The 23,037-nt window shown below is 30.5% G+C and carries 20 protein-coding genes, 7 tRNA genes, 2 rRNA genes and 1 riboswitch; of the genes, 1 reads left to right on the top strand and 28 read right to left on the bottom strand.

Translation table 11 applies throughout. The features are described from left to right. Nucleotides 1-596: 596 nt before the first annotated feature. The 3 genes from H8923_RS13450 to metK all read right to left on the bottom strand — a co-directional run bounded on the left by H8923_RS13450 (nt 597) and on the right by metK (nt 4,901). Nucleotides 597-1,343 carry a ComF family protein gene (locus H8923_RS13450; protein ID WP_317982878.1) on the bottom strand — a complete coding sequence of 249 codons (747 nt, stop codon included), beginning with the start codon at nt 1,341-1,343 and terminating at the stop codon, nt 597-599. Between the two features lie 16 nt (nt 1,344-1,359). Next, nucleotides 1,360-3,582, bottom strand: coding sequence for an SF1B family DNA helicase RecD2 (recD2, locus tag H8923_RS13445; RefSeq protein WP_153972461.1), 2,223 nt, complete (start codon nt 3,580-3,582; stop codon nt 1,360-1,362). A 125-nt stretch (nt 3,583-3,707) separates the two neighbouring features. After that, nucleotides 3,708-4,901, bottom strand: coding sequence for a methionine adenosyltransferase (gene metK / locus H8923_RS13440; RefSeq protein WP_153972460.1), 1,194 nt, complete (start codon nt 4,899-4,901; stop codon nt 3,708-3,710). A 152-nt stretch (nt 4,902-5,053) separates the two neighbouring features. Next, nucleotides 5,054-5,159, bottom strand: a riboswitch (SAM riboswitch). A gap of 270 nt (nt 5,160-5,429) precedes the next feature. On the opposite strand from metK, the gene yyaC reads away from it, so the two are divergent. Then, on the top strand, nt 5,430-5,939 hold the full coding sequence (yyaC, locus tag H8923_RS13435; RefSeq protein WP_153972459.1) for a spore protease YyaC: 510 nt from the start codon (nt 5,430-5,432) through the stop codon (nt 5,937-5,939). A 69-nt stretch (nt 5,940-6,008) separates the two neighbouring features. On the opposite strand, the gene mreB is transcribed toward yyaC, so the two are convergent. The 25 genes from mreB to H8923_RS13310 all read right to left on the bottom strand — a co-directional run. Beyond that, entirely contained in the window at nt 6,009-7,028 is a 1,020-nt protein-coding gene (gene mreB / locus H8923_RS13430; RefSeq protein ID WP_153972458.1) for a rod shape-determining protein, read from the bottom strand. A gap of 98 nt (nt 7,029-7,126) precedes the next feature. Beyond that, the gene (gene spoIIID / locus H8923_RS13425) at nt 7,127-7,393 is read right to left on the bottom strand and encodes a sporulation transcriptional regulator SpoIIID (protein WP_147540461.1); all 267 of its coding nucleotides are present in this window, start codon (nt 7,391-7,393) and stop codon (nt 7,127-7,129) included. 97 nt (nt 7,394-7,490) lie between these two features. Next, entirely contained in the window at nt 7,491-8,135 is a 645-nt protein-coding gene (locus H8923_RS13420; RefSeq protein WP_153972457.1) for a M23 family metallopeptidase, read from the bottom strand. Between the two features lie 81 nt (nt 8,136-8,216). Continuing rightward, the gene (gene spoIID / locus H8923_RS13415; RefSeq protein ID WP_153972456.1) at nt 8,217-9,266 is read right to left on the bottom strand and encodes a stage II sporulation protein D; all 1,050 of its coding nucleotides are present in this window, start codon (nt 9,264-9,266) and stop codon (nt 8,217-8,219) included. Nucleotides 9,267-9,347: 81 nt separating this feature from the next. Continuing rightward, nucleotides 9,348-10,601: a UDP-N-acetylglucosamine 1-carboxyvinyltransferase gene (gene murA / locus H8923_RS13410; RefSeq protein WP_153972455.1), complete on the bottom strand. Its 1,254-nt coding sequence runs from the start codon at nt 10,599-10,601 to the stop codon at nt 9,348-9,350. Between the two features lie 18 nt (nt 10,602-10,619). After that, entirely contained in the window at nt 10,620-11,357 is a 738-nt protein-coding gene (locus H8923_RS13405) for a YwmB family TATA-box binding protein (protein ID WP_153972454.1), read from the bottom strand. Between the two features lie 220 nt (nt 11,358-11,577). Next, nucleotides 11,578-13,407: a glutamine--fructose-6-phosphate transaminase (isomerizing) gene (gene glmS, locus H8923_RS13400; RefSeq protein WP_153972453.1), complete on the bottom strand. Its 1,830-nt coding sequence runs from the start codon at nt 13,405-13,407 to the stop codon at nt 11,578-11,580. Between the two features lie 343 nt (nt 13,408-13,750). Then, nucleotides 13,751-15,097 carry a phosphoglucosamine mutase gene (glmM, locus tag H8923_RS13395; protein WP_153972452.1) on the bottom strand — a complete coding sequence of 449 codons (1,347 nt, stop codon included), beginning with the start codon at nt 15,095-15,097 and terminating at the stop codon, nt 13,751-13,753. Between the two features lie 206 nt (nt 15,098-15,303). Further along, entirely contained in the window at nt 15,304-15,846 is a 543-nt protein-coding gene (locus tag H8923_RS13390; protein WP_153972451.1) for a 2-oxoacid:acceptor oxidoreductase family protein, read from the bottom strand. A gap of 1 nt (nt 15,847) precedes the next feature. Continuing rightward, nucleotides 15,848-16,603 carry a thiamine pyrophosphate-dependent enzyme gene (locus H8923_RS13385; RefSeq protein WP_153972450.1) on the bottom strand — a complete coding sequence of 252 codons (756 nt, stop codon included), beginning with the start codon at nt 16,601-16,603 and terminating at the stop codon, nt 15,848-15,850. Further along, on the bottom strand, nt 16,603-17,679 hold the full coding sequence (locus tag H8923_RS13380) for a 3-methyl-2-oxobutanoate dehydrogenase subunit VorB (protein ID WP_153972449.1): 1,077 nt from the start codon (nt 17,677-17,679) through the stop codon (nt 16,603-16,605). The genes H8923_RS13385 and H8923_RS13380 overlap by 1 nt, the downstream gene beginning before the upstream one ends. 21 nt (nt 17,680-17,700) lie before the next feature. Next, the gene (locus tag H8923_RS13375; protein ID WP_153972448.1) at nt 17,701-17,916 is read right to left on the bottom strand and encodes a 4Fe-4S binding protein; all 216 of its coding nucleotides are present in this window, start codon (nt 17,914-17,916) and stop codon (nt 17,701-17,703) included. A 35-nt stretch (nt 17,917-17,951) separates the two neighbouring features. Then, a complete protein-coding gene (locus H8923_RS13370; protein ID WP_153972447.1) occupies nt 17,952-18,629 on the bottom strand; it encodes an ATP-binding protein in 678 nt (225 codons plus the stop codon). Nucleotides 18,630-18,657: 28 nt separating this feature from the next. Further along, nucleotides 18,658-19,734 (bottom strand): butyrate kinase, encoded by a 1,077-nt coding sequence (gene buk, locus H8923_RS13365; protein ID WP_153972446.1) that lies wholly within the window; start codon nt 19,732-19,734, stop codon nt 18,658-18,660. Between the two features lie 197 nt (nt 19,735-19,931). Next, nucleotides 19,932-21,101, bottom strand: coding sequence for a CdaR family protein (locus tag H8923_RS13360; protein WP_153972445.1), 1,170 nt, complete (start codon nt 21,099-21,101; stop codon nt 19,932-19,934). Then, nucleotides 21,098-21,934 (bottom strand): diadenylate cyclase CdaA, encoded by an 837-nt coding sequence (gene cdaA / locus H8923_RS13355; RefSeq protein WP_187127954.1) that lies wholly within the window; start codon nt 21,932-21,934, stop codon nt 21,098-21,100. Before cdaA ends, H8923_RS13360 begins: the two co-directional genes overlap by 4 nt. A 152-nt stretch (nt 21,935-22,086) precedes the next feature. Beyond that, nucleotides 22,087-22,163 (bottom strand) — tRNA-Arg (locus H8923_RS13350). A gap of 15 nt (nt 22,164-22,178) precedes the next feature. Further along, nucleotides 22,179-22,253 (bottom strand) — tRNA-Gly (locus tag H8923_RS13345). A gap of 5 nt (nt 22,254-22,258) precedes the next feature. Further along, nucleotides 22,259-22,335: transfer RNA gene (locus H8923_RS13340), tRNA-Asp, on the bottom strand. A 5-nt stretch (nt 22,336-22,340) separates the two neighbouring features. Beyond that, a tRNA-Val gene (locus H8923_RS13335) sits at nt 22,341-22,416 on the bottom strand. A gap of 8 nt (nt 22,417-22,424) precedes the next feature. Continuing rightward, nucleotides 22,425-22,499: transfer RNA gene (locus tag H8923_RS13330), tRNA-Glu, on the bottom strand. Nucleotides 22,500-22,506: 7 nt separating this feature from the next. Next, nucleotides 22,507-22,582, bottom strand: a tRNA-Met gene (locus H8923_RS13325). A gap of 10 nt (nt 22,583-22,592) precedes the next feature. Next, nucleotides 22,593-22,681: transfer RNA gene (locus H8923_RS13320), tRNA-Leu, on the bottom strand. A 5-nt stretch (nt 22,682-22,686) separates the two neighbouring features. Then, nucleotides 22,687-22,803: ribosomal RNA gene (rrf, locus tag H8923_RS13315) — 5S ribosomal RNA — on the bottom strand. 115 nt (nt 22,804-22,918) lie between these two features. Beyond that, a 23S ribosomal RNA gene (locus tag H8923_RS13310) occupies nt 22,919-23,037 on the bottom strand; the annotation flags it as partial.

The following is a 23,037-nucleotide window of genomic DNA, read 5'->3' as shown; positions in this document are numbered from 1 at the left end:
TAAATATATTCTTCATTTACTTATGTAATCCTTTATTTTTATTGTTAGCTTTTATTAATTTTATATACTGTCGAATAAAATATTAAAGAATATTATTTAATTTTTATCTTGTTTATATGTGGATTAATTTCAAGAACATATCCTGTGGATAATGTGAATAAATATGTTAATAACTTTAATGAATGTGTATTTTAGGCTATTTATCAATATATACATATCCACATATTTTTGCATATACTGTTATTAATATGTGTATTGTTGTCAACTTTCAACATAATATGTCAATATTTGATATTGGTTTAATATTATAATTTTTTGCATAAAAAAAAGCACCTAATAAAGGTACTTTTGAATATTTAGCTGACCTGGTTTTTGACCCCACACTCGCCTACTGGAGGTTTTGCTTGGGTTTGCCGCACTACTAACTCTCTCGATTTAATACCGGTAGGACTTACTTCTAAGCTGCACCATGATCATCAATCCCATTTTTAGGATTAACTTACGTGGATCCTTTTGCCTGCAACTGGCTTGGACTTTCAACCACAGACCTAAAATATTACCTATTTATTTTATTATTTTTCTAATTATATGTCAAGCTAATTTTCTGCTTTTATATAATTATCATTACTCTTCGTTAGTAAAGTCATTACGAATATTCTATTTACATTATTTAACCTTAATAATTTCGATATTTCATTTACCGTTGAGCCAGTTGTAAATATATCATCTATTAATAAAATATTCTTACCATTAGCATAATTTATATTTTCTTTAACTAAAAAAGCATTTTTTAATTCTATTTTTCTTTCTTGTCTATTTAAATTGTATAGTCTATTAGTATTTGACTTCCTATATATACAATCTAATATTGGTATATTTATGATTTTACTCAGTTCCTTAGCAATTTTTTCAGATTGATTAAATCCTCTTTTTCTCATTCTTTTTTTATGAAGTGGTACAAATGTAATATAATCAAATTCAATGTTCTCTAAGTCTAATTTTTCTTTCATTATATTAGATATATATTTAGCCATATAAGTTTTATTTTTATATTTAAATCCTAGTATCATAGATTTACTAATGTCACTATACTCTATACATGATATAGATTTATCAAAATAAAAACTTTTATTAAAACAATAACTGCATCCACATATATCTATTTTTTCTAATGAATGATATATTATTGGCTTCCCACATTTAATACAGCCATCTTGTATAAAATTTAACTCTTTAAAACAATCTTTACATAATGAATATGTATTTACTTTCTTTATAGGTTTATCACATAGTATACAACTTATATTTTCTGGATAAATAAAATCTAAAACAAAATTTAACACTTCATAAAAACTCATTTTATTTTAACAACAGCCCTTCTTGTTTAAATTTATTTAACTTATTTGCTAAATTTGAATATCTGTCATTAGTTCTATTGTTCTTAATCATATACTCTAAGTATTTAACATCTCCTACTAGTACAACTAATTTTTTCGCTCTAGTAACCGCTGTATATAGTAAGTTCCTACTTAACAACATAGGTGGAGCCCAAGTTATTGGTATAACCACTACAGGAAATTCACTTCCTTGGCTTTTATGTATAGTTGTACAAAAACTATGATCTAATTCATCTAACTCATCATAGGTATAATCAACAATTTTTACTTGGTCAAATAATACATGGACTTTTTTATTTTCTTTATCTATGTGGTATATATATCCAATATCTCCATTGTATATACCTTCTCCACTATCTTTTCTATCTTCACTTTCCCATTTTTTAGTGTAGTTATTTTTTATTTGCATTACCTTATCACCAACTCTAAATATTCTCTTTGCAAAATTTTCTTCAACTTTAAACTTCTCAGGTTTATTTAGACTTTTTTGCAATGCCATATTAAGGTTAGTTACTCCAACATCTCCTTTTCTCATAGATGCTAGCACTTGTATATCTTTCAATTTATCAAGTTTATAAAACTTAGGTAATCTTTCGCTAACTATTTCTACTATTTCATCGATAATTTCTTCATTAGTATTTTTTCTTATAAAGAAAAAATCTTTTCCCTTAGAATTTAAGAATAATGGCTCTCCTTTATTTATTTTATGAGCGTTTACTACTATCATACTCTCTTGAGCTTGTCTAAAAATTTCATTTAATTTAACTACATTAATAACGTTAGATTCTATTATGTCTTTTAGGACATTACCTGCTCCTACTGATGGTAGCTGATCACTGTCTCCAACCAATATCACCCTTGTCCCTGGCTTTATAGCTCTTAACATACTATACATCAGTAATACATCTACCATTGATACTTCATCTAAAATAATTACATCTGCATTAATAGGATCTTCTTCATTCTTTAAGAACATTAAGTCATCACTATCTGTTGCAAATCCCATTTCTAACAATCTATGTATAGTTTTAGCTTCTCTTTGAGATGTCTCACTCATTCTTTTCGCAGCACGACCTGTTGGAGCCGCTAAAACAACTTTCTTCTTATTATTTTCAAATATTTTAATTATTGTATTTATAGTTGTAGTTTTACCAGTACCTGGGCCACCCGTAATTACCAATACCCCTGTATTAATAGCTTCTTTAACTGCTAAGACTTGGTTATTCGCTAACTTTATATTTTCTTCTTTTTCTAAAGATCTAATCTCTTCATCTATATCAATATTTAAATCATCGAACTCACATTGCGATAGCTTTATTATTTGTTTACATACTCCATTCTCAGACATATAATATGGCATCAAATAAATCAATTGTTGATTGTTTAATTGTTCTAAGTGAATTTTCTGATCGTATGCTAATGCCATAATGCAATTATCTATCATAGATGCTTCTACATCTAATATTTTTTTAGCCTCTTGTATCAAAATGGATTTTGGTAAATAAGTATGTCCACTTCCTAATGATTGATTTAAAGCATACAGGATACCTTGACATATTCTATCATCTGAATATTTATCTATTCCTATTTTATTAGCTATTTCATCGGCTATTTTAAATCCAATACCTCTTATATCTTCTGCTAGTTTATATGGATTTTTATTAATAACTTCTATCGATTTATTCTTATATTTTTTGTATATTTTTAAACAGTAATTAGGAGTTATACCATATGGAGATAGTTCTATTATTATATTTCTCAGTTCTCTATTTTCTTCATAGCTTTTTACTATTTGTTTTAATTTTTTACCGCCAATACCTTCTACTTCTTCTAAACGTTCTGGATTATTTTGTATTATATCTAAGGTACTAACACCAAATTTATCAACAATCCTTTTAGCCATTTTTTCACCTATACCATGTATCATTCCGGATGCTAAATAGGCATATATTCCTTCTAATGAAGATGGTATAACCGGCATAAATTTACTTACTTCAAATTGAGTTCCATAAGTTTTGTGATTTACCCATTTTCCCTCTACCTCTATACTCTCTCCTACTGATAAAGTCGGCATACATCCTACTATTACAATATCATCCATGCTGTTGGCTAAATGAGCTATAGTATATCCATTTTCTTCATTTTTAAATACTATATCACTTATCATTCCTTCTAATCTTTCCATATCTTTTCTCCTACAAACAAATAGTGTTTTTATAATATACTTAATTTGTAATTATTATACATTTTATAAACAATAAAATAAAGGGCATGTTTCAAATTCAAATTTGAAACAGCCCTTATCTATTATTATGCTTTTAATGCTTGTTGTTTTAATGCTTCTGCTTTATCAGTTCTTTCCCATGGTAAATCTAAGTCAGTTCTTCCAAAGTGTCCATAAGCAGCAACTTGCTTATACATAGGTTTTCTTAAATCTAAATCTCTTATTATAGCTCCTGGTCTTAAGTCAAAATTATTATTTACTAATTCAACTAATTTTTCTTCTGAAACTTTTCCAGTTCCAAAAGTATCTATAAATATTGATAATGGTTTAGCAACCCCGATAGCGTAAGCTAATTCTATTTCACACTTATCAGCAAGTCCGGCTGCTACTATATTTTTAGCAACATATCTTGCAGCATATGCAGCTGATCTATCAACCTTAGTAGGATCTTTTCCTGAGAATGCTCCCCCTCCGTGTCTAGAGTATCCACCATAAGTATCTATTATTATTTTTCTACCAGTAAGTCCTGTATCCCCTTGAGGTCCTCCTATAACGAATCTTCCTGTAGGGTTTATATATATCATAGTTTCTTCATCAAGCAATTCAGCAGGTATCACATGCTTTATTACTTGTTCTATTAAATCTTTTCTTATTGTATTATTGTCTACATCTTCTGAGTGTTGAGTAGATATAAGAACTGTATGTACTCTAACAGCTTTATTTCCATCATATTCAACTGTAACCTGAGTTTTTCCATCTGGTCTTAAGTAATCTAATAATCCAGATTTTCTAACTTCAGTTAATCTTCTTGCTAATTTATGAGCTAAAGATATTGGAAGTGGCATTAATTCTTCTGTTTCGTTACATGCAAAACCAAACATTATACCTTGATCTCCAGCACCTACTTTTTCTATTTCATCTTCTGTTTCTTCTCCAACTTTATTTTCTAAAGCTTCATCAACACCCATAGCTATATCCCCTGATTGCTCATCTATAGATGTTATAACAGCACAAGTATTACAGTCAAATCCAAACTTAGCTCTTGTATATCCTATTTCTTCAACAGTATTTCTTACTAGTTTAGGAATATCAACATATGCCGATGTAGTTATTTCTCCCGCAACTAGAACTAACCCTGTTGTAACAGTTGTCTCACATGCTACCCTTGATAGTGGATCTTTTTCTAATAAAGCATCTAGTATTGCATCTGATATTTGATCACATATTTTATCTGGATGACCTTCTGTAACTGATTCTGATGTAAATAAATGTCTTGCCATTTTTATTTCCTCCTTTAAATTTTCTTAGTTCTATATTTATTTTGTTTATTTTCTGAGTTTATATTAATTTGCATATAAAAGTATAAAAATAAAAAAACCTCTTCTTAAAAAGAAGAGGCTAATTATCACAAATTTTATGCATTAATTAACTAACCTCATCTTTCAAGATTATAAAATCTTGTAGGATTTAGCACCGTTTCCCTTTCGGGCGGTTGCCGGGCTTCACAGGGCCTATCCCTCTGCCACTCTTGATAAGGTAATAAATATTTTCATATTTATTAAAATCAATTTATATTCTGTTTATTAATTAACTATATGTTACTATTTTTTAATTTTTCTGTCAAGCATTTATAATTTGATAATTATTCTTTAGTATATAACAATTTTTAAACCTTATAACTATATACTATATAGTAGGTATGATTATTTAATCATTGGTTACATATTATAAATATGATATTTATATGTAATCTAAAGTTAGGCATTTTTCATATTGAAAGTTCATATATTTTTGAAGGGGGTGTTCCTATGTATCTAGCTAAAGTAAATTATAAAAAAGAGAATGTAGCTCAAGTATTAAGCTTAATACTAAAAGATATTATAAATGAAAATACTATTGTTATTTGTATAGGAACAGATCGGGCTATAGGTGATGCTCTAGGCCCTTTAGTTGGAACTATGCTAAAAAATAGCGATTTTAAATGCCCAGTTTACGGTACCTTAGATAATCCTATCCATGCTTTAAATATATATGAGTCAATTGAAGAAGTAAAAAAACTTCACCCTAAAGGTGAGTTTTTAGCCATTGATGCTTGTCTCGGATCTAAAAATAGTATAGGTAATATACAAATTAGAAAAGGACCTATTCTTCCTGGAAAAGGAGTCGGTAAAAAACTTCCTCAAGTTGGAAACTTTTCAATAGTAGGTATAGTAGATAAAATTGATGAAAACAATAGATTTTCATTCAATAATGTCAGACTTAGCTTTGTACTAGAGTTAGCTGAAACTATTGCACTATCTCTTCTTTTAGCGACTTAATCGTAATTTCACAATCAAAGTAAAGAGCTATCTAAGAAAATTTAGATAGCTCTTTTATATAAAATTTAATTATTTCTTTTTAAAAGTCCCGCCCATTTCTAATAAATCTAACGAACTTAATGAACTTCCAGTTCCTTTTGCTACACATGATAGGGCATCTTCTGCTACTGATACTTTTATATTAGTACTTTCCTGTATCTTTTTATCTAAACCTTTTAGTAAAGATCCACCACCTGTCATTATTATGCCTCTATCACTTATGTCTGCAGCTAGCTCTGGAGGTGTTTGCTCTAAAACATAACGAGTTGCAATGACTATTTGCTCTACACATTCACTAACAGCTTCTAATATTTCTGAAGATGCTATTTCCATAGATTCAGGAAGACCTGTAACTAAATTTCTTCCACTGATTTTCATATATTTTTCTTCTTTTGGTTTAATTGCAGTTCCTATTTCCATCTTTAATTTTTCTGCACTTCTTTCCCCTATTAGAAGATTTTTTTGCTTTTTGATATATCTAACTATAGCTTCGTCAAATCTATCTCCACCGATTTTAATAGATTCACTAACAACAGCTCCTCCTAGAGATATTACAGCTATATCAGCTGTACCTCCACCTATATCTATTACCATATTTCCATTAGGCTGAGATATGTCTATTCCAGCTCCTATTGCTGCTGCTATAGGTTCTTCAATTATATAAACTTCTCTTGCACCAGCTTGTCTTGTAGCTTCTTCTACCGCTCTTTTTTCAACCTCTGTAACCCCTGTTGGAACACATACCATTATTCTAGGCATAAAAAATCTTCCGAAGCCTTTTTTATCCACTACCTTCTCTACGAAATATTTTAACATTTTTTCCGTTACATCATAATCTGATATTACACCATCTCTTAAAGGTCTTATTGCTACTATATTGCCTGGTGTTCTCCCTATCATTTTCCTAGCTTCTGCTCCTACAGCTAATACAGAATTCGTTCTTTTATCTATAGCTACTACAGATGGCTCTTCTAAAACAATACCTTTCCCACTTACATAAACTATTACGTTTGCCGTCCCTAAGTCTATACCTATGTCAACTCTAGCCATTTCTTCAACTCCTCTTTATTTTCATATCTTATTTGTCTTTATACTCCTAGATACAAGATATACAAAAAATTTGCTTTAGTCAAGAAAAAATGTAGGTTTTACCCTACATCTTTTTTGTTTTCTTTTTCATATTTTAGTTTTGTAGCTAATCCCCCTCTGATGTGTCTCTCAGATTTATTTTTTTCTAAAACCTTCTTAACCTCTTTCGCTAGAGATGGGTTTATTTCTTCTAATCGTTCGGTTACATCTTTATGGATTGTACTTTTACTTACTCCAAAGGTTTTGGCTGTTTGTCTAACTGTAGTATTTTTCTCTAGTATATATTTTGCTACAACTATGGCTCTTTCCTCTATATGCGACTTCAAGATTTCCCCCCCTAACCTAATAGCCTTAATGATATATATGTAAAAACAGCAAAAAATATAACAGACTTAATCATAATGATTAAGTCTGTTATATTTTTTAATCTATTAAAGACATTGGATTTATAGACTCTTCTCCTTTAAATGCCTCTACATGTACATGTTGTTCACTTTTACTTTCAACAGTTGTTGTATTTCCTGCTAAGCCTATACATTGTCCTTCTTTTACTTCTTGATTTTTTTCTACTTTAATATCTTCACTTAAATTTGAATAAACCACTATAATGTCATTATCATATTTCACTTTAACAGACATACCATGTTCATCATCTTTATAAACGTCTATTACTTTTCCATTTAATAATGACTTTATTTCTTGACCTTTTTTTGTACTTACATCAATACCTTTATGTATTTCCCATACATTTAGTGTTTCTGAGTAACTAGGCTCTTTTTCTGAGAAATCTCTTATTACCTTAGTCCCTAAGAAACTTAATTTATCACTACTATTTTCTTTCTCTTCTTTCGCCTTAGCTAAATTTTGATCAGAATCAGTAGTCGTTGGTATTGCATCTTCTTTTTTATCATTATCTATTAAATGTATCTCTTCATTTCTCTCTGCATCATTACTAGCCAATTTATTAACATTACTATTTGTAAGCCAAACTCCGCCTACTGCTACTAAGCATACGCATACAAATAACGATAGATAAAAAATATCATTTTCTAATAACTTCTTTTTCATACAGCACCTCCAAATATATTAATACATTTGGAGTGTTTCCTCTATTTTCTATTTTTATACAATTTGTCCATATATTTTTATTTAATATAGGTCTTTAATTTCCGTACCTGTATAATAATATCTTAATATTTCATAATATAAAAATCCTTCTTCTGCCATACCTTCTGCTCCCCATTGACTCATCCCTACTCCATGACCATATCCTTTTACATTAAATATCACATTATCATCCTTAAATTCTATTTCAAAATTAGCAGAATTAAGGGTAAATATACTTCTAATATTTACACCCGTAAGTTCTTTATTACCGATTTTTATTTTGTCTACAGATCCACCTTCATTCCTATTTAATATTTTAACATCATCTTTTAGATTATTTGAATTTATGCTTATGTTCGGATAACTCTTCTTCATATTGTTAATGAAATCAAATTTGCTTATAACTACTTTTGATGTGTATTTAGGAGATTGTCCATCATATGGGCTGTCCACAGATTTTAAATACGGATATTGTGTCGAAAAAACTTCTTCACTATTTTCAGTTTTTCCTGATGATGTAGAGAAGTATAATGGTAATATCGGCTTATCTTCATAAACTATAATTTGACCTTTGGTTTCATCTACAGCTTTTTTTATTTTTGGATAGTATTCCTCCATCCATTGAGTTCCATTAGTTGATTTTAACTCTTCATAACTTTTATATTCTTGACAATGTTTATAGTTGGTACAAACTACTGCATTCTTATGACCACTCGAAGCAGTATTTTCTTTTTTATTAATTACAAATGTTCTTGCTGCTATTGCTTGAGCCTTCAATGCCTCTATATTAAATTTTGCAGACATTTCACCTGATAGAACACCATAAAGATAAGTTTCTATGTCCATAGATTCTATTATACCTTTATTATGATTATATACCTTTATTTTTGGTGCCTCTTTATCTACAGTCTCATAGCTTATTACTTCTTTCTCTTTTTGTTCTTGTTTATCTTTCTTAGTCTCGACATCTATTTTAATGTCTTCATTTATGCTACTTATTTCTGAATCTTTATAAAATGCTGTACTTAAAATAACGGGTATAGATATACATAAAAAAACTAATCCCGCTAAAATTACTAAAGGGTTTTTCATATTCTTTCCTCCTTAGCTTAGCTAATATCCTTAAAGTATATGAAAAACCCTGTATATTTATTACTGAACTATTTATATTAATTAGTCTTCTACTATTTCTATATTTCCACCTAATGCAGTTATTTTTTTATCTATATCTACATAACCTCTTTGTATGTGGTATATTTCACCTATTTCAGTATCTCCTTCTGCTATAAGTCCACATAGTATAAGAGCTGCACCAGCTCTTAAGTCTGTAGCATTTACCTTTGCTCCGTATAATTGGTCTACACCTTTTACCACAGCTGTTCTTCCTTCTATTTTTATATTTGCACCCATTCTATTAAATTCAGCTACGTGCATATATCTATTTTCAAAAACAGTTTCTATAACTACACCAGTTCCTTTAGCTACAGTAAGCATTGCCATAAATTGAGCTTGAACATCTGTAGGGAATCCTGGATGTGGTAAAGTTTTTATATCTATAGGCTTTAAAGTTTCAGGGCCTATAACTCTAACAGCATTTTCTAATTCTATGATTTTACATCCTGCTTCTTTTAATTTTGCAGTAACAGGCTTCAAATGCTCCATTAATACGTTCTCTATAACTATATCTCCCTTAGTCATAGCTGCTGCAACCATATAAGTCGCTGCTTCTATTCTATCAGGTATAACAGTATGCTCTGCACCTATTAATTCTTTAACACCTTTTATTCTTATAGTATTTGTCCCTGCACCTTTTACATCTGCACCCATTTCATTTAAGAAATTAGCTAAGTCTACTATCTCTGGTTCTTCCGCTGCATTCTCAATTATAGTAGTTCCTTCTGCTAAACATGCCGCCATCATTATATTTTCAGTTGCTCCAACAGATGGGAAATCTAAATATAATTTAGCCCCTTTTAACTTTTCTGTTCTAGCTTCTACAAATCCGTGGTCTATTTCAACATCTGCACCTAAACATTTAAATCCTTTTAAATGTAAGTCTATAGGTCTTGTTCCTATAGCACATCCTCCTGGCATAGATATTTTTGTATGATTAAATCTAGACAATAATGGTCCCATAACTAAGAATGACGCTCTCATTTTTCTTACTAATTCATATGGTGCTTCACATGTAGTTATATTCGTAGCATCTACAGTTAAAGTTTTCCCTTCGTATTCAACTTCTGCACCTAAATGTCTTAATAAATCTGATATAACGTGAACATCTCTTAAGTTAGGAACTTCCTTTATTACTGATTTTCCTTTTGCTAATAATGTTGCTGCTATTATCGGTAATACAGCATTCTTTGCTCCATCTATTTTAACACTACCTTTAAGTGGGTTACTCTTTTTTACAATTATTTTAGCCATGTTATTTGCCTCTCCTCATTAATAATCTAATTTTATAATCGGTGTAGCAATATATATTAAAGTTTTTTCATCGTCCTCGCTATACCTAATTCCTATATTTAAATTTATCTTATTTCCAAAACATTCTAAGTAATTTTCTTTTAATACTTTACTATATGCTGTTATAGATAAAAAGTTTTCTTCTTGTACTTTATCTATAACTTCAGCATTCATATTATATAATATTTTATTCAAAATATCATCATATTTATCGATTTGTAACTTTTTGCCATATTCTCCAGCTATACAAGTATAGATTTCAACCTCTTGAGAATACTTATTCAGATTATTTTCCAAAATGGCATAAATATCTACTATATTTTTATATACTTTATTATCTAATATGTCAACCATTATATATGATTCAGAACTACTTTTTTTGATTCCGATAATTGATATACTAGTATCTTCATCCTTGGCCTGAAGGTATATTTGTTTTTCTTCTTTATTCCATTTATCTTCTATCTTTACATTACTTTCTTCCATCCCTAGATTACTCATTAATTCTATGCATATACTTTTTATTTCATCACTATTTATATCATATTCTATAGGAACATTAGCTTTCATACTATAAAATTTAAATTTAGCTTCACTATTTTCAAAAGCTTCTAAAAATCTATCATATGAATTATCAAACTTAATATCAGCATAGGATGATATAGCTCCTAATAATAACAACACTATAAATATAGCAATATATTTTATTTTATTCATAATAAATCCCCCTTAAGTTTATAATTTATACTTAAATTATTGACAACTTTAAGGAGGATATACTGCTTGTCAAACTATTATTCATCTAAAAAATAAATATGTTATTGTCTTAAAATATTTTTTAGTAATAATAAATAAGGACTGGAATCTAAAATTTAATTCCAGCCCAAAAGCCTTACAATTAACTTAATTTTAAGATATTTCTACCTTTATTTTTCATCTATTCTACAGTTACCGATTTTGCTAAGTTTCTTGGTTTATCTACATCACAGCCCCTTTGAACTGCAACATAGTAAGATAATAATTGAAGTGGTAAAACAGTTAATATACTTGATAATATATCATCAACATTTGGTATATATATTACCTTATCTGCTGCTTTTTCTACTTCTTTATTATGCTCTTGAGCTACTGCTATAACGTAAGCTCCTCTAGCCTTAACTTCTTGCATATTAGAAACCATTTTTTCAAATAGCTCTTCTTGAGTAGCTATTGCGATAACAGGAGTTCCTTCTTCTATTAATGCTATTGTACCATGCTTTAATTCTCCAGCTGCAAAAGCTTCTGCATGGATATAAGATATTTCTTTTATCTTTAATGCACCTTCCATAGCTAAATTATAATCTAATCCTCTACCTAAATAGAATGCACTAGTTGCATTTTTTAACTCTTTAGCTACATCTTCTTTTATATGAGTTTCTTGTTCTAAAGCTTTAGAAACTAATTCAGGCATATCTTTTAATTTTTCTATCATTTCATTGTAGTATTCTCTGCTTATAGTACCTTTCCTTATAGCAAAGTCTAACGCTATCATATAGAATGATACTAATTGAGTTGTATATGCTTTAGTTGATGCAACTGAGATTTCAGGTCCTGCCCAAGTGTAGAATACATCATCTGATTCTCTAGCTATAGAAGAACCAACAACATTAGTTACCGATAATATTCTAGCTCCTTTTTCTTTTGCATATCTTAAAGATGCTAAAGTATCAGCAGTTTCACCTGATTGACTTACTAATATTAATAAAGTCTTATCATCTATAAATGGATCTCTGTATCTAAATTCAGATGCTATATCAGTTATTACTGGTATATGAGCAAACTTCTCTATTGCAAATTTTCCAACAAGCCCTGCATGATATGCAGTACCACATGCAACTATATAAACTCTATTTATTTTATCTAGGTCTTCCTTAGTCATTTTTATATCATCTAATTGGATTTCTCCATCAGAATTTAATCGTCTTATTAAAGTTTCTTTAACCCCGCTTGGTTGTTCATATATCTCTTTTAACATAAAATGATCATACCCAGCTTTAGAAGCAGCCTCTACATCCCAAGTTATTTCATTTAATTCCTTTTCTACAACATTTCTATTTTCATCTAAAATAGTTACATTAGATCCTTGAATATGAACATATTCATCATTTTCTAAGAAATAAACATTTCTAGTATATTTTAATATTGCAGGTATATCAGATGCTATAAAGTTTTCATCTTCTCCTATACCTACTATTAATGGACTATCTTTTCTTACAGCAACTAATTCATTATTATTATCTTTACATATAACACCTAATGCATATGCTCCTCTTAACTTTTCAGTTGCCTTATAAACTGCATCTAATAAGTTTCCTTCATAGAACTTATCTACTAAGTGAGCAACAACCTCTGTATCTGTTTGAGATAAGAATACAACACCTTCTGCTTGTAATTCTTCTCTTAATTCCATGTAGTTTTCTATTATACCATTGTGCACTACAGCTATTGTTTTCGCCATATTGAAATGAGGATGTGAATTTACATCTGATGGTTCTCCATGAGTTGCCCATCTTGTATGTCCTATTCCTAATCCACCATTAATAGGATTTTTTTCTAAATCTTCTGCAAGAATTGCAAGTCTTCCTTTAAACTTTCTTATTTCTAATTCATTTCCAACATTTACTGCAACACCTGCTGAGTCATATCCTCTGTACTCTAACTTTGAAAGTCCTTCAACAAGTACTTCTGTTGCCTGTCTATTTCCTAAATATCCAACTATACCACACATATATTGTAGCCTCCTAAAAAAATTATATTTTTTAAGAGTAGGTCATATAAGTTTACTTGAGCTTCTCTTTGTCCACAAGATCACTCTTATGATTTGAAGAAGTTCTTTCGATGGTAAACGCACCGCAGAGCATCCGCCGATAGTTCGATTAACTCTGTCCTCGTCAACTTAGAACTAATTTGCTTTAATCTTAAAGAGACGACATCTAAGTTCTGGCGCTTATCAAATATAGTTAAATGTACAAAAGACTTAAATAATATCAAGGTTTAAGAGGAAAATTTAACTTCCTCTTCGACCTAGATATCGTATAAATTCATTTTAATACATTGGCAACCTATATTAATTATGATAATTTTTCTTGTATAAGATTTGCTAAATTTGTAGCTAATTCTTTTATTTGACCTTCCTCTTTACCCTCTAACATAACTCTTACTAATGGTTCTGTTCCTGATGGTCTTATTAATACTCTTCCACAACCATCTAATAAGCTTTCTATTCTCGATATTTCATCGCTTATCTCTTTTATTTCCATGTATTTATTTTTATTTTCATTGCTGATTCTTGCATTAACTAATACTTGTGGGTATTGAGTCATCACAGATGCAAGTTCTGATAAAGTTTTATTTTCTTCTAGTACTATTTTAGAAAGAACTAAAGAACTTAAAACTCCATCTCCAGTAGTATTATAATCTAAGAAAATCATATGTCCTGATTGTTCTCCTCCTAAATTATAACCACTATTTTTCATTTCTTCAAGTACATATCTATCTCCTACTGATGTAGTTGCTAATTTTATCCCATTTTCCTTAGCTGCTATAGTTAATCCTATATTACTCATTACTGTTACAACTAAAGTATCTTGAGCTAATTTATTATTTTTCTTTAAATAGATAGCACTTAATATCATTATATGGTCGCCATCAACTATTTGTCCCTTCTCATTTACAGCAATTAGTCTGTCTGCATCACCATCATATGCTAAACCTAAGTCTGCTTTATATTCTAAAACAGCTTCTTTCAGTTGCTCTGGATGAGTTGATCCACACTTATCATTTATATTATTTCCATCTGGATTACTATTTATAGATACTACTTCTGCTCCTAATTCTTTAAATACTGTTGGTGCCACTTCGTATGCAGCTCCATTAGCACAGTCTAGTACAACTTTTAATCCTTTAAAATCTACATTTATAATTGATTTTAGATAATTTACATAATCTTTTTTAGCATCATGCTTGTGTATTCTTCTACCTACATGCTCTCCTATAGGTGAACATTCTACCTTATCTATATCGTCTATATATTTCTCTATTTCTAGTTCTATTGCATCATCTAATTTATATCCATCTTTATTAAAGAATTTTATTCCATTATATTCTACTGGATTGTGTGAAGCCGATATAACTACCCCACAGTCTGCATTGTATTTTTTAGTTAAATAAGCAACTGCTGGTGTAGGTACTACTCCAACTGTTATAACATCACAGCCTACAGACATTAAACCTGATATTAAAGCTGCCTCTAGCATATCTCCTGATATTCTAGTATCTTTTCCTACTACAACTTTAACTCTGTGATCTCCTTGAGCTAAAACATACCCCCCTGCTCTACCTAACTTATAAGCTAAGTCACATGTTAATTCTGTATTAGCTACTCCTCTTACACCATCAGTACCAAAATATTTTCTCATTGATAATCTCCTTTCAAGTTGAAAAGCTTTATAAATATATTCTATATCTATCTATATTCTATTATTTTTATATTTGTTATATTTGATATTATAAGTCATATGAGTATTTTAATACTAAAGTAAAAAAAAGACAATAGAAACAAAACTCTATTGCCTTCTTTGCTTTATCTTTTTACTTTATCTGAATATTTTTCTTCTAACTTAATTTATAATATTTGCTTCATTCCAAGTTGTATTGCTTCTCTATTTACACCTAAATATTTTTCTTTTTTAGGACCGAATACTTTTTTAAATGCTTCTAGTACTGATTCTACTTCTACTGTATTAGTTAATTTTAAATATGCACCTAGCATTATCATATTTGCAAATTTAGTTCCTCCTAATTCCTGTGATAATTCATTCGCTGGAATGTAATAAGAATTAATATCATCTCTCTTAGGTTTTTGATGGATTAATGAGCTATTTATCAATAATATTCCTCCTGGCTCTATTTCTTGTTCAAATTTTTCTAAAGATGGTAAATTCATTATTATAGCACAAGTTGCATCACCTGATATAATAGGAGATCCTATTGGCTTATCAGACACTGTAACCGAACAATTTGCAGTCCCTCCACGCATTTCAGGACCATAAGATGGCAACCAGGAAACCTCTTTACCCTCTATCATTCCTGCATATGTTAATAATTGACCCATAGACATTACACCTTGCCCTCCAAATCCTGCACAAATCACCCTGTAAGTAGACATATTATTTCACCTCCCCATTAATCTCTATATCTTTAAAGTTTTTAATTGGGTAGTATGGAATCATATTCTCTCTTAACCACTTAAGTGCATCATTTGGAGCTAACCCCCAGTTAGTAGGACAAGTAGATAGTACTTCTACTATAGCAAACCCTAAACCTGATAATTGAACTTGGAAAGCTTTCTTTATAGCTTTTTTAGCTTTTCTAACATTTGCTGGTGTATCCACAGTAACCCTCTCTACAAATACTGCTCCAGTTAGAGTAGATAACATCTCACTCATTTTTATAGGATATCCCTGTAATCTTGGATCCCTACCATATGGTGCAGTTGTCGCTTTTTGACCAATTAAAGTTGTTGGTGCCATTTGCCCTCCTGTCATTCCATATGTTGTGTTGTTTACAAATATAGTAGTTATTTTTTCACCTCTAGCTGCTGCATGAACAATTTCTGCAGTACCTATAGATGCTAAATCTCCATCACCTTGATAAGTAAATACGATTTTATCAGGATGTACTCTTTTTACTCCTGTCGCACAAGCTGGAGCTCTTCCGTGAGCAGCTTCTTGTACGTCACAATTAAAGTAGTTATATGCTAATACGGAACATCCTACTGGTACAACACCTATAGTATCCCCTAATACCCCCAACTCTTCTAATACTTCAGCTACTAATCTATGAATAATTCCATGTGTACATCCTGGACAATAATGTGTTTTTGCATCCGTTAAACCTTTAGTTTTCTTAAATACAACAGCCATTACTCTGCACCTCCTGCACAAATGTTATACCCTATTATTTCCTTTACTTTATTTGATATTTCTATTGGTGACGGTGTCATTCCACCTGTTCTACCATAAAAATATACTGGTAATTTTCCTTCAACTGCTATCTTAACATCATCAACCATCTGCCCTGTACTCATTTCAACTGTAAGTATATTCTTCGCATTAGGTATTTGTTTGAAAGCTTCAAAAGGGAATGGCCATAAAACTTTAGGTCTTATTAAACCTACTTTAATTCCTTCTTCTCTTAAATTTTCAATTGTAGTCTTTACAATTCTTGATGTAGTTCCATAAGCTACAAATACAAATTCTGCATCTTCTGTTTTATACATTTCATATTGAACTTCATTTTCTTCTATTTTTTTAAACTTCTTATCTAAATTAATACAATGCTCTTCTAATGCTTCTGGAGCTAAATATAAAGAGTTTATTACATTCGGTTTTCTTTTCCCCTTAGTACCTACTGTAGCCCAGTCTTTTGATGGTATATCTTTTTTATTAGCATTGTTAAACTCAACAGGTTCCATCATTTGACCTATCATACCATCAGCTAAAACTACGACAGGAGTTCTATATTTATCAGCAACATCAAATGCTTCTATAATCATATCTACAGCTTCTTGTACAGAAGATGGTGCAAATACAGGTGTTCTATAATCACCATTTCCCCCTCCTCTTGTTGCCATAAAATAATCTGATTGTGATGCTTGTATGCTACCTAATCCTGGTCCACCTCTCATTACATTTATAATTACACATGGAAGTTCTGCTCCCGCAGCATATGTTATTCCTTCTTGTTTAAGTGCTATGCCTGGAGAAGATGAAGATGTCATTACTCTAGCGCCTGAACCTGCTGCACCATAAACCATATTTATTGCAGAAATTTCTGATTCTGCTTGCAAGAAGACTCCACCTATTTTAGGTAATTCTCTTGATAAGTACTCTGGTAATTCACTTTGTGGAGTTATTGGATACCCAAAAAAATATTTACATCCTGCTTCTATGGCAGCTCTACCAAATGCTTCATTTCCTTTCATAAGTACCTTATCCATTTTAATTCCCCCCTTATAAAATTATTCTCTTTCCACAGTTATAACTACATCTGGACACATAAGAGCACAATTTGCACAACCCACGCATTTATCCATATCTACTACAATCGCTGGATTATACCCTTTTTGATTTATAGTAGATTTATCAATTTGAATAATTCTATTTGGACAGGCCTCTATGCATAAACCACAACTTTTACATCTTTCATTATCGAAAGCAACCTTTCCTTTAGCCATTTTATATCCCCCTTAAAAATATATTTTTAAATTTATTACATCCAATCTTCTCTCATATGAAGTTTTATAGGAATAATTTCGCCTTCTATATTTTTAGGTAATTCACATACAAGATTTTCTAAACAAGAAGTATACTTAACAGGAATACATAAATCTTCAGAAACCTTTTTTACAACTTTCTCTCCTTTTAATATGTCTTCTACTCTTGTATCTCTAATTAGGTGTGTATTATTGATTAAACCTGTTATTTTTAATTTTGATGAGTTTTCTATTGATTTTATATATTGTATAACTTGATCTGGTGTTTGTGTTTTCTCTCTATTAGCATTTACTACAAATAACATATCGTATTCCTCTTTTTCTATTATATCTGAAAATCTTCCAACAACTCTTGCTCCTACATTATCTCCGCCTACATCCATTACATATTCATAAGATTTATCATTTATTGGTGTCATAATTTGAGCTGATAGTGCAGGTAAATCTAAGTTTGGTGCATCAATTGAACTATCTATAGTTAATATGTTAGCATTTTCTAGTTCTTTCTTTTTCTCTCTTATTCTGAAATATGCATTTACTACATCTAAATCTGCTACAGCTATATTCTTATTTGTTAATTCTCTTAATCTCATAACATAATTTATTGCAAATTCTGTCTTTCCACTCCCATAATGCCCTGTTATGATTCTTATTCTTTTATCGTTAATTATCATATATATCACCTATTTATATCTTCAGATTTTATTTGTAAACCTTTTCCTGTTCTTCACATTTTAATACCCTAAGAGCACCTTGAGCCAACGCAATCATTTCATCCTCACCAGGATATACTATAACTGGTGCAATAAACTTTACAGATTCTTTAATCATTGATGTAATAAGATTTGAATATGCTATTCCTCCAGTTAAAAGTATTGCATCAATATTTCCTTTTAAAACAGTCGAATACGCTCCTATTTCTTTGCATATTTGATATACCATAGCATGATGAATTAACCTTGCATCTTCATCACCATCATCTATTTTTCTCTCTATTTCCCTTATATCATTGGTATTTAAATATGCAACTAATCCGCCCATTCCTTTTATCTTTTTATTAATTTCATCTTGTGAGTATTTTTTATTAAAACATAACTTTATTAAATCACCCACAGGTAATCCTCCGCTTCTTTCTGGAGAAAAAGGACCTTCTCCATCTAATCCATTCGTTACATCTATAACTCTGCCTTTTGAATGAGCACCTACTGAAATCCCACCACCCATATGAGCTATTATAAAATTACATTGTTCATATACCTTATTTAAATCTTTTGCAGCTCTTCTACCTATTGCTTTTTGATTTAGAGCATGAAATATGCTTTTCCTTTTAATTTCCGGTATGCCAGATATCCTTGCAACCTCATCTAGTTCATCTACTACTACAGGGTCAACAATATAAGATGGTATATTTAACTTTTGAGCTATTTCATGAGCAATTATTCCACCTAAATTTGATGCATGTTCTCCTAATACACCCTCTCTTAAATCTGATAACATCTTGCTATTCACATGATAAGTACCTCCTTCTATAGGCATGAGTAATCCTCCTCTACCTACTACTGCATCTAGCTCTGTCATTGGTATATTATTTTCCATTAAACATTTTTTAATTAAATTGCTTCTAAATTCAAGTTGATCTGATATCCTTTTATATTTATTTATTTCTTCCACAGAATGCCTTAATGTTTTTTCTAGTATTAAATCATCGTTTTTAAATATTGCTATTTTAGTTGATGTAGAACCAGGATTGATAGTTAAAACCTTAAACACTTTACTCATCTTTTTTCACCCTTTAACATCATTAATCAATATTTTTATTGTATCAGTAGTTATATAAATTAATTTTTCTACAGTTATATATATGTGCATACTCTGCTCAATTATTACAATTTATCAGCTTAATAATTACTCTATTTTCAGACAAAAATAAGGTGATAACATAATTAACATAAATTACATTATCACCTTATTTTTCTTTATTCAACTGTAACAACATCCGGATTTATTTTAACATTTTCAAAATCATATTTAGATTCATATTTTATAGTAAAACTATCATTACCATCAGATAAATCTATGTATAAAGTAATATCAGATTTATTCAAATCTGGAATATTTTCTTTGTGTTCAACATCTATATCTATTGTGTTTGGTATTTTTAAGGTTGCTACGTCTATAGAGTTATTATTATTTCTTATTTCTACTTCATCATTAGTATATGTTAATTTAGTTACTAAATTTTTTACTTCATTTATTTTTATAGTTATCCTTACACTTTCATCAATTTTAATTCCCACAGGAATATCTAGTTGAACATCTTTAGATGATCCTGCATTGACATCCTTTAAATTTATGGCTTTTGTATTAATAGATGTTATATTATCAACTATATCCTTTTTACCTTTAATTGTTATATTATTTTGACTTAATTCATATGTACTTAAGCTTTCACTGCTTTCTGTAAATACAGGATTTATAGGCACATTTTTTTCTACTAATAGTGATACTGTAGCGTTTACTGAAGAAGTTTCCATAGTTACACCCTCTACTTTTTGACCTTTATCATTAATAGGTATAAGGTTTAATGTTGTTGTATAAATATCTTTATTTTCATCTACATCAAGTGTTGCTTGTAATTTTTGTACTTCTTTAACTAAACTTCTTGGTCCTGATATCTTTACACTATCTTCTTCTAATTGAACTGAATCAAAATTATTTTTATATTTACCTGTGACTACTACATCCACAGATCTTTTTTCTTCAACTATCTTTTCTAAAGGAATCACTATAGTATCTGGCTTAAGTTCATATGTAACACCCTTAGATATATTTGCTTTCAAGAATACACCATTATTACCTTCTATGAGATTAGTCATAGTTCCATAAACTGTTATATCATCTTTTGATATATTTTTTAGTACAGATAACTTTCCAGTAACATATATATCTGTATTTAAATTTACTTCTGGATATATAACAAAATCATTAGCATCCAATTCATCAAGATTAGTTATTGTAACAGGTATGTTTTCAAACAACTTTGTTTCTTGAGGATCAACTATAGCCATCACATACATCCATAAAACTATTGCACTTAAGAGAGATATTAATTTTATTTTTGTATTTTCTTTAAGCTTTTCTATCATCTAAATATACCACCTTTTAAAAAACTTCTTTCTTCTGTATTGCTTTTTAAGTTATTCTGTAATATATTGGTCATTCTCTCCTTTGAAATATTTCTATATAATTTACCTGATTTAGCTATAGATACTTCGCCTGTCTCTTCTGATACTATTAACGTTATACAGTCAGATACTTCACTTACTCCTACACCTGCTCTATGTCTAGTACCTAAATCTTTACTCAAATCTTTGCTTTGAGTTAATGGTAAAAAGCAAGCAGCTGCTTTTACCTTTGATCCCCTTATAACTACAGCGCCATCATGTAACGGAGTATTTGGTATAAATATATTTATTAACAATTGTCTAGATACATCTCCATCTATTTCAGTACCTGTACTTATTATATCTGATATTTTCGTCTTTCTTTCCATTATAATAAGTGCACCTATCTTTTGTCTTGATAAAGAGTACAGAGCCTCTATAATTTCTTCTATCGTCTTATTTAAATCCTCATTTGTATTATTTCCTTTTACAAAGAAATTGAACTGAGTTCTTCCTATATGTTCTAAACCTGCTCTAAGTTCAGGTTGGAAAATTATAATTGCCGATAAAAGCCCTATTTGAAGGGTATTTACAAGCAACCAATAAAGTGTATGTAATTTAAAGGTTGAACTAAGCTGAGTTGCTAATAATAAAAATACTATTCCTTTAAGAACTTGTTCAGCTCTTGTATCTTTTATAAACATAAAAATTTTATAAAAGATATATGCTACTATAGATATATCTATTAAATCAAATATACTCATTCTTAAGATTATATCTATAAATCCATCAAAAAAAGACTTTATATCGAACACAGTCTTATCCTCCTGTTTAATAATTACTTCTAATTTATACTATGTATTATACTATATTAATATAAGTATATACAAATTATTTAGTATCTACTTATATTTAGAATATTTATTTTTATAAAAAAAAAGTTTCACCTAAGTGAAACTTTTTATATTGGTGAGCGCACAGGGATTCGAACCCCGGACACACGCCTTAGAAGGGCGTTGCTCTATCCAGCTGAGCTATGCACCCATATATTTAAATTAATGGAGCGGGAAACGAGATTCGAACTCGCGACTTCAACCTTGGCAAGGTTGCGCTCTACCACTGAACTATTCCCGCTTAAATGGCGACCTGGAAGGGACTCGAACCCTCGACCTCCAGCGTGACAGGCTGGCATTCTAACCAGCTGAACTACCAGGCCGCAAATGGTGGGACTAACAGGGCTCGAACCTGTGACCCCCTGCTTGTAAGGCAGGTGCTCTCCCAGCTGAGCTATAGTCCCGGGATATATGGTGACCCATAGGGGAATCGAACCCCTGTTACCGCCGTGAAAGGGCGGTGTCTTGACCGCTTGACCAATGGGCCATTTTAATGGTTGCGGAGGCAGGACTTGAACCTGCGACCTTCGGGTTATGAGCCCGACGAGCTGCCAACTGCTCCACCCCGCGATATTAAATATGGTGCCGAAGACCGGAATCGAACCGGTACGAGAGGTAAGTCCCGCAGGATTTTAAGTCCTGTGCGTCTGCCAGTTCCGCCACTTCGGCACTTTACGTGGCTATGTCTTACTCTCCCAGGAGGTTGCCCCCCAAGTACCATCAGCGCTAAAGAGCTTAACTTCTGTGTTCGGAATGGGAACAGGTGTATCCTCTTTGCTATAATAACCACATAATTTTAAATTATCACACATATAGAATATTAACACATTATACATTAAGTATATATGATATTTTTAAGTTAGTACTCTAAAAACTGCATATCATTTATGATTTAATCATTTAAGTTTGGTCAAGTCCTCGACCTATTAGTATCGGTAAGCTACATACATTACTGCACTTCCACCTCCGACCTATCAACCAGGTAGTCTTCCTGGGGTCTTACCCTTACGGTGGGAAATCTTATC

The sequence above is a fragment of the Romboutsia faecis genome, assembly GCF_014323405.1.
In the GTDB taxonomy this organism is placed as follows: domain Bacteria; phylum Bacillota; class Clostridia; order Peptostreptococcales; family Peptostreptococcaceae; genus Romboutsia_E; species Romboutsia_E faecis.
The sequence above is the reverse complement of the archived record's forward strand: the minus strand, read 5'-3'. Positions and strand labels throughout refer to the sequence as shown.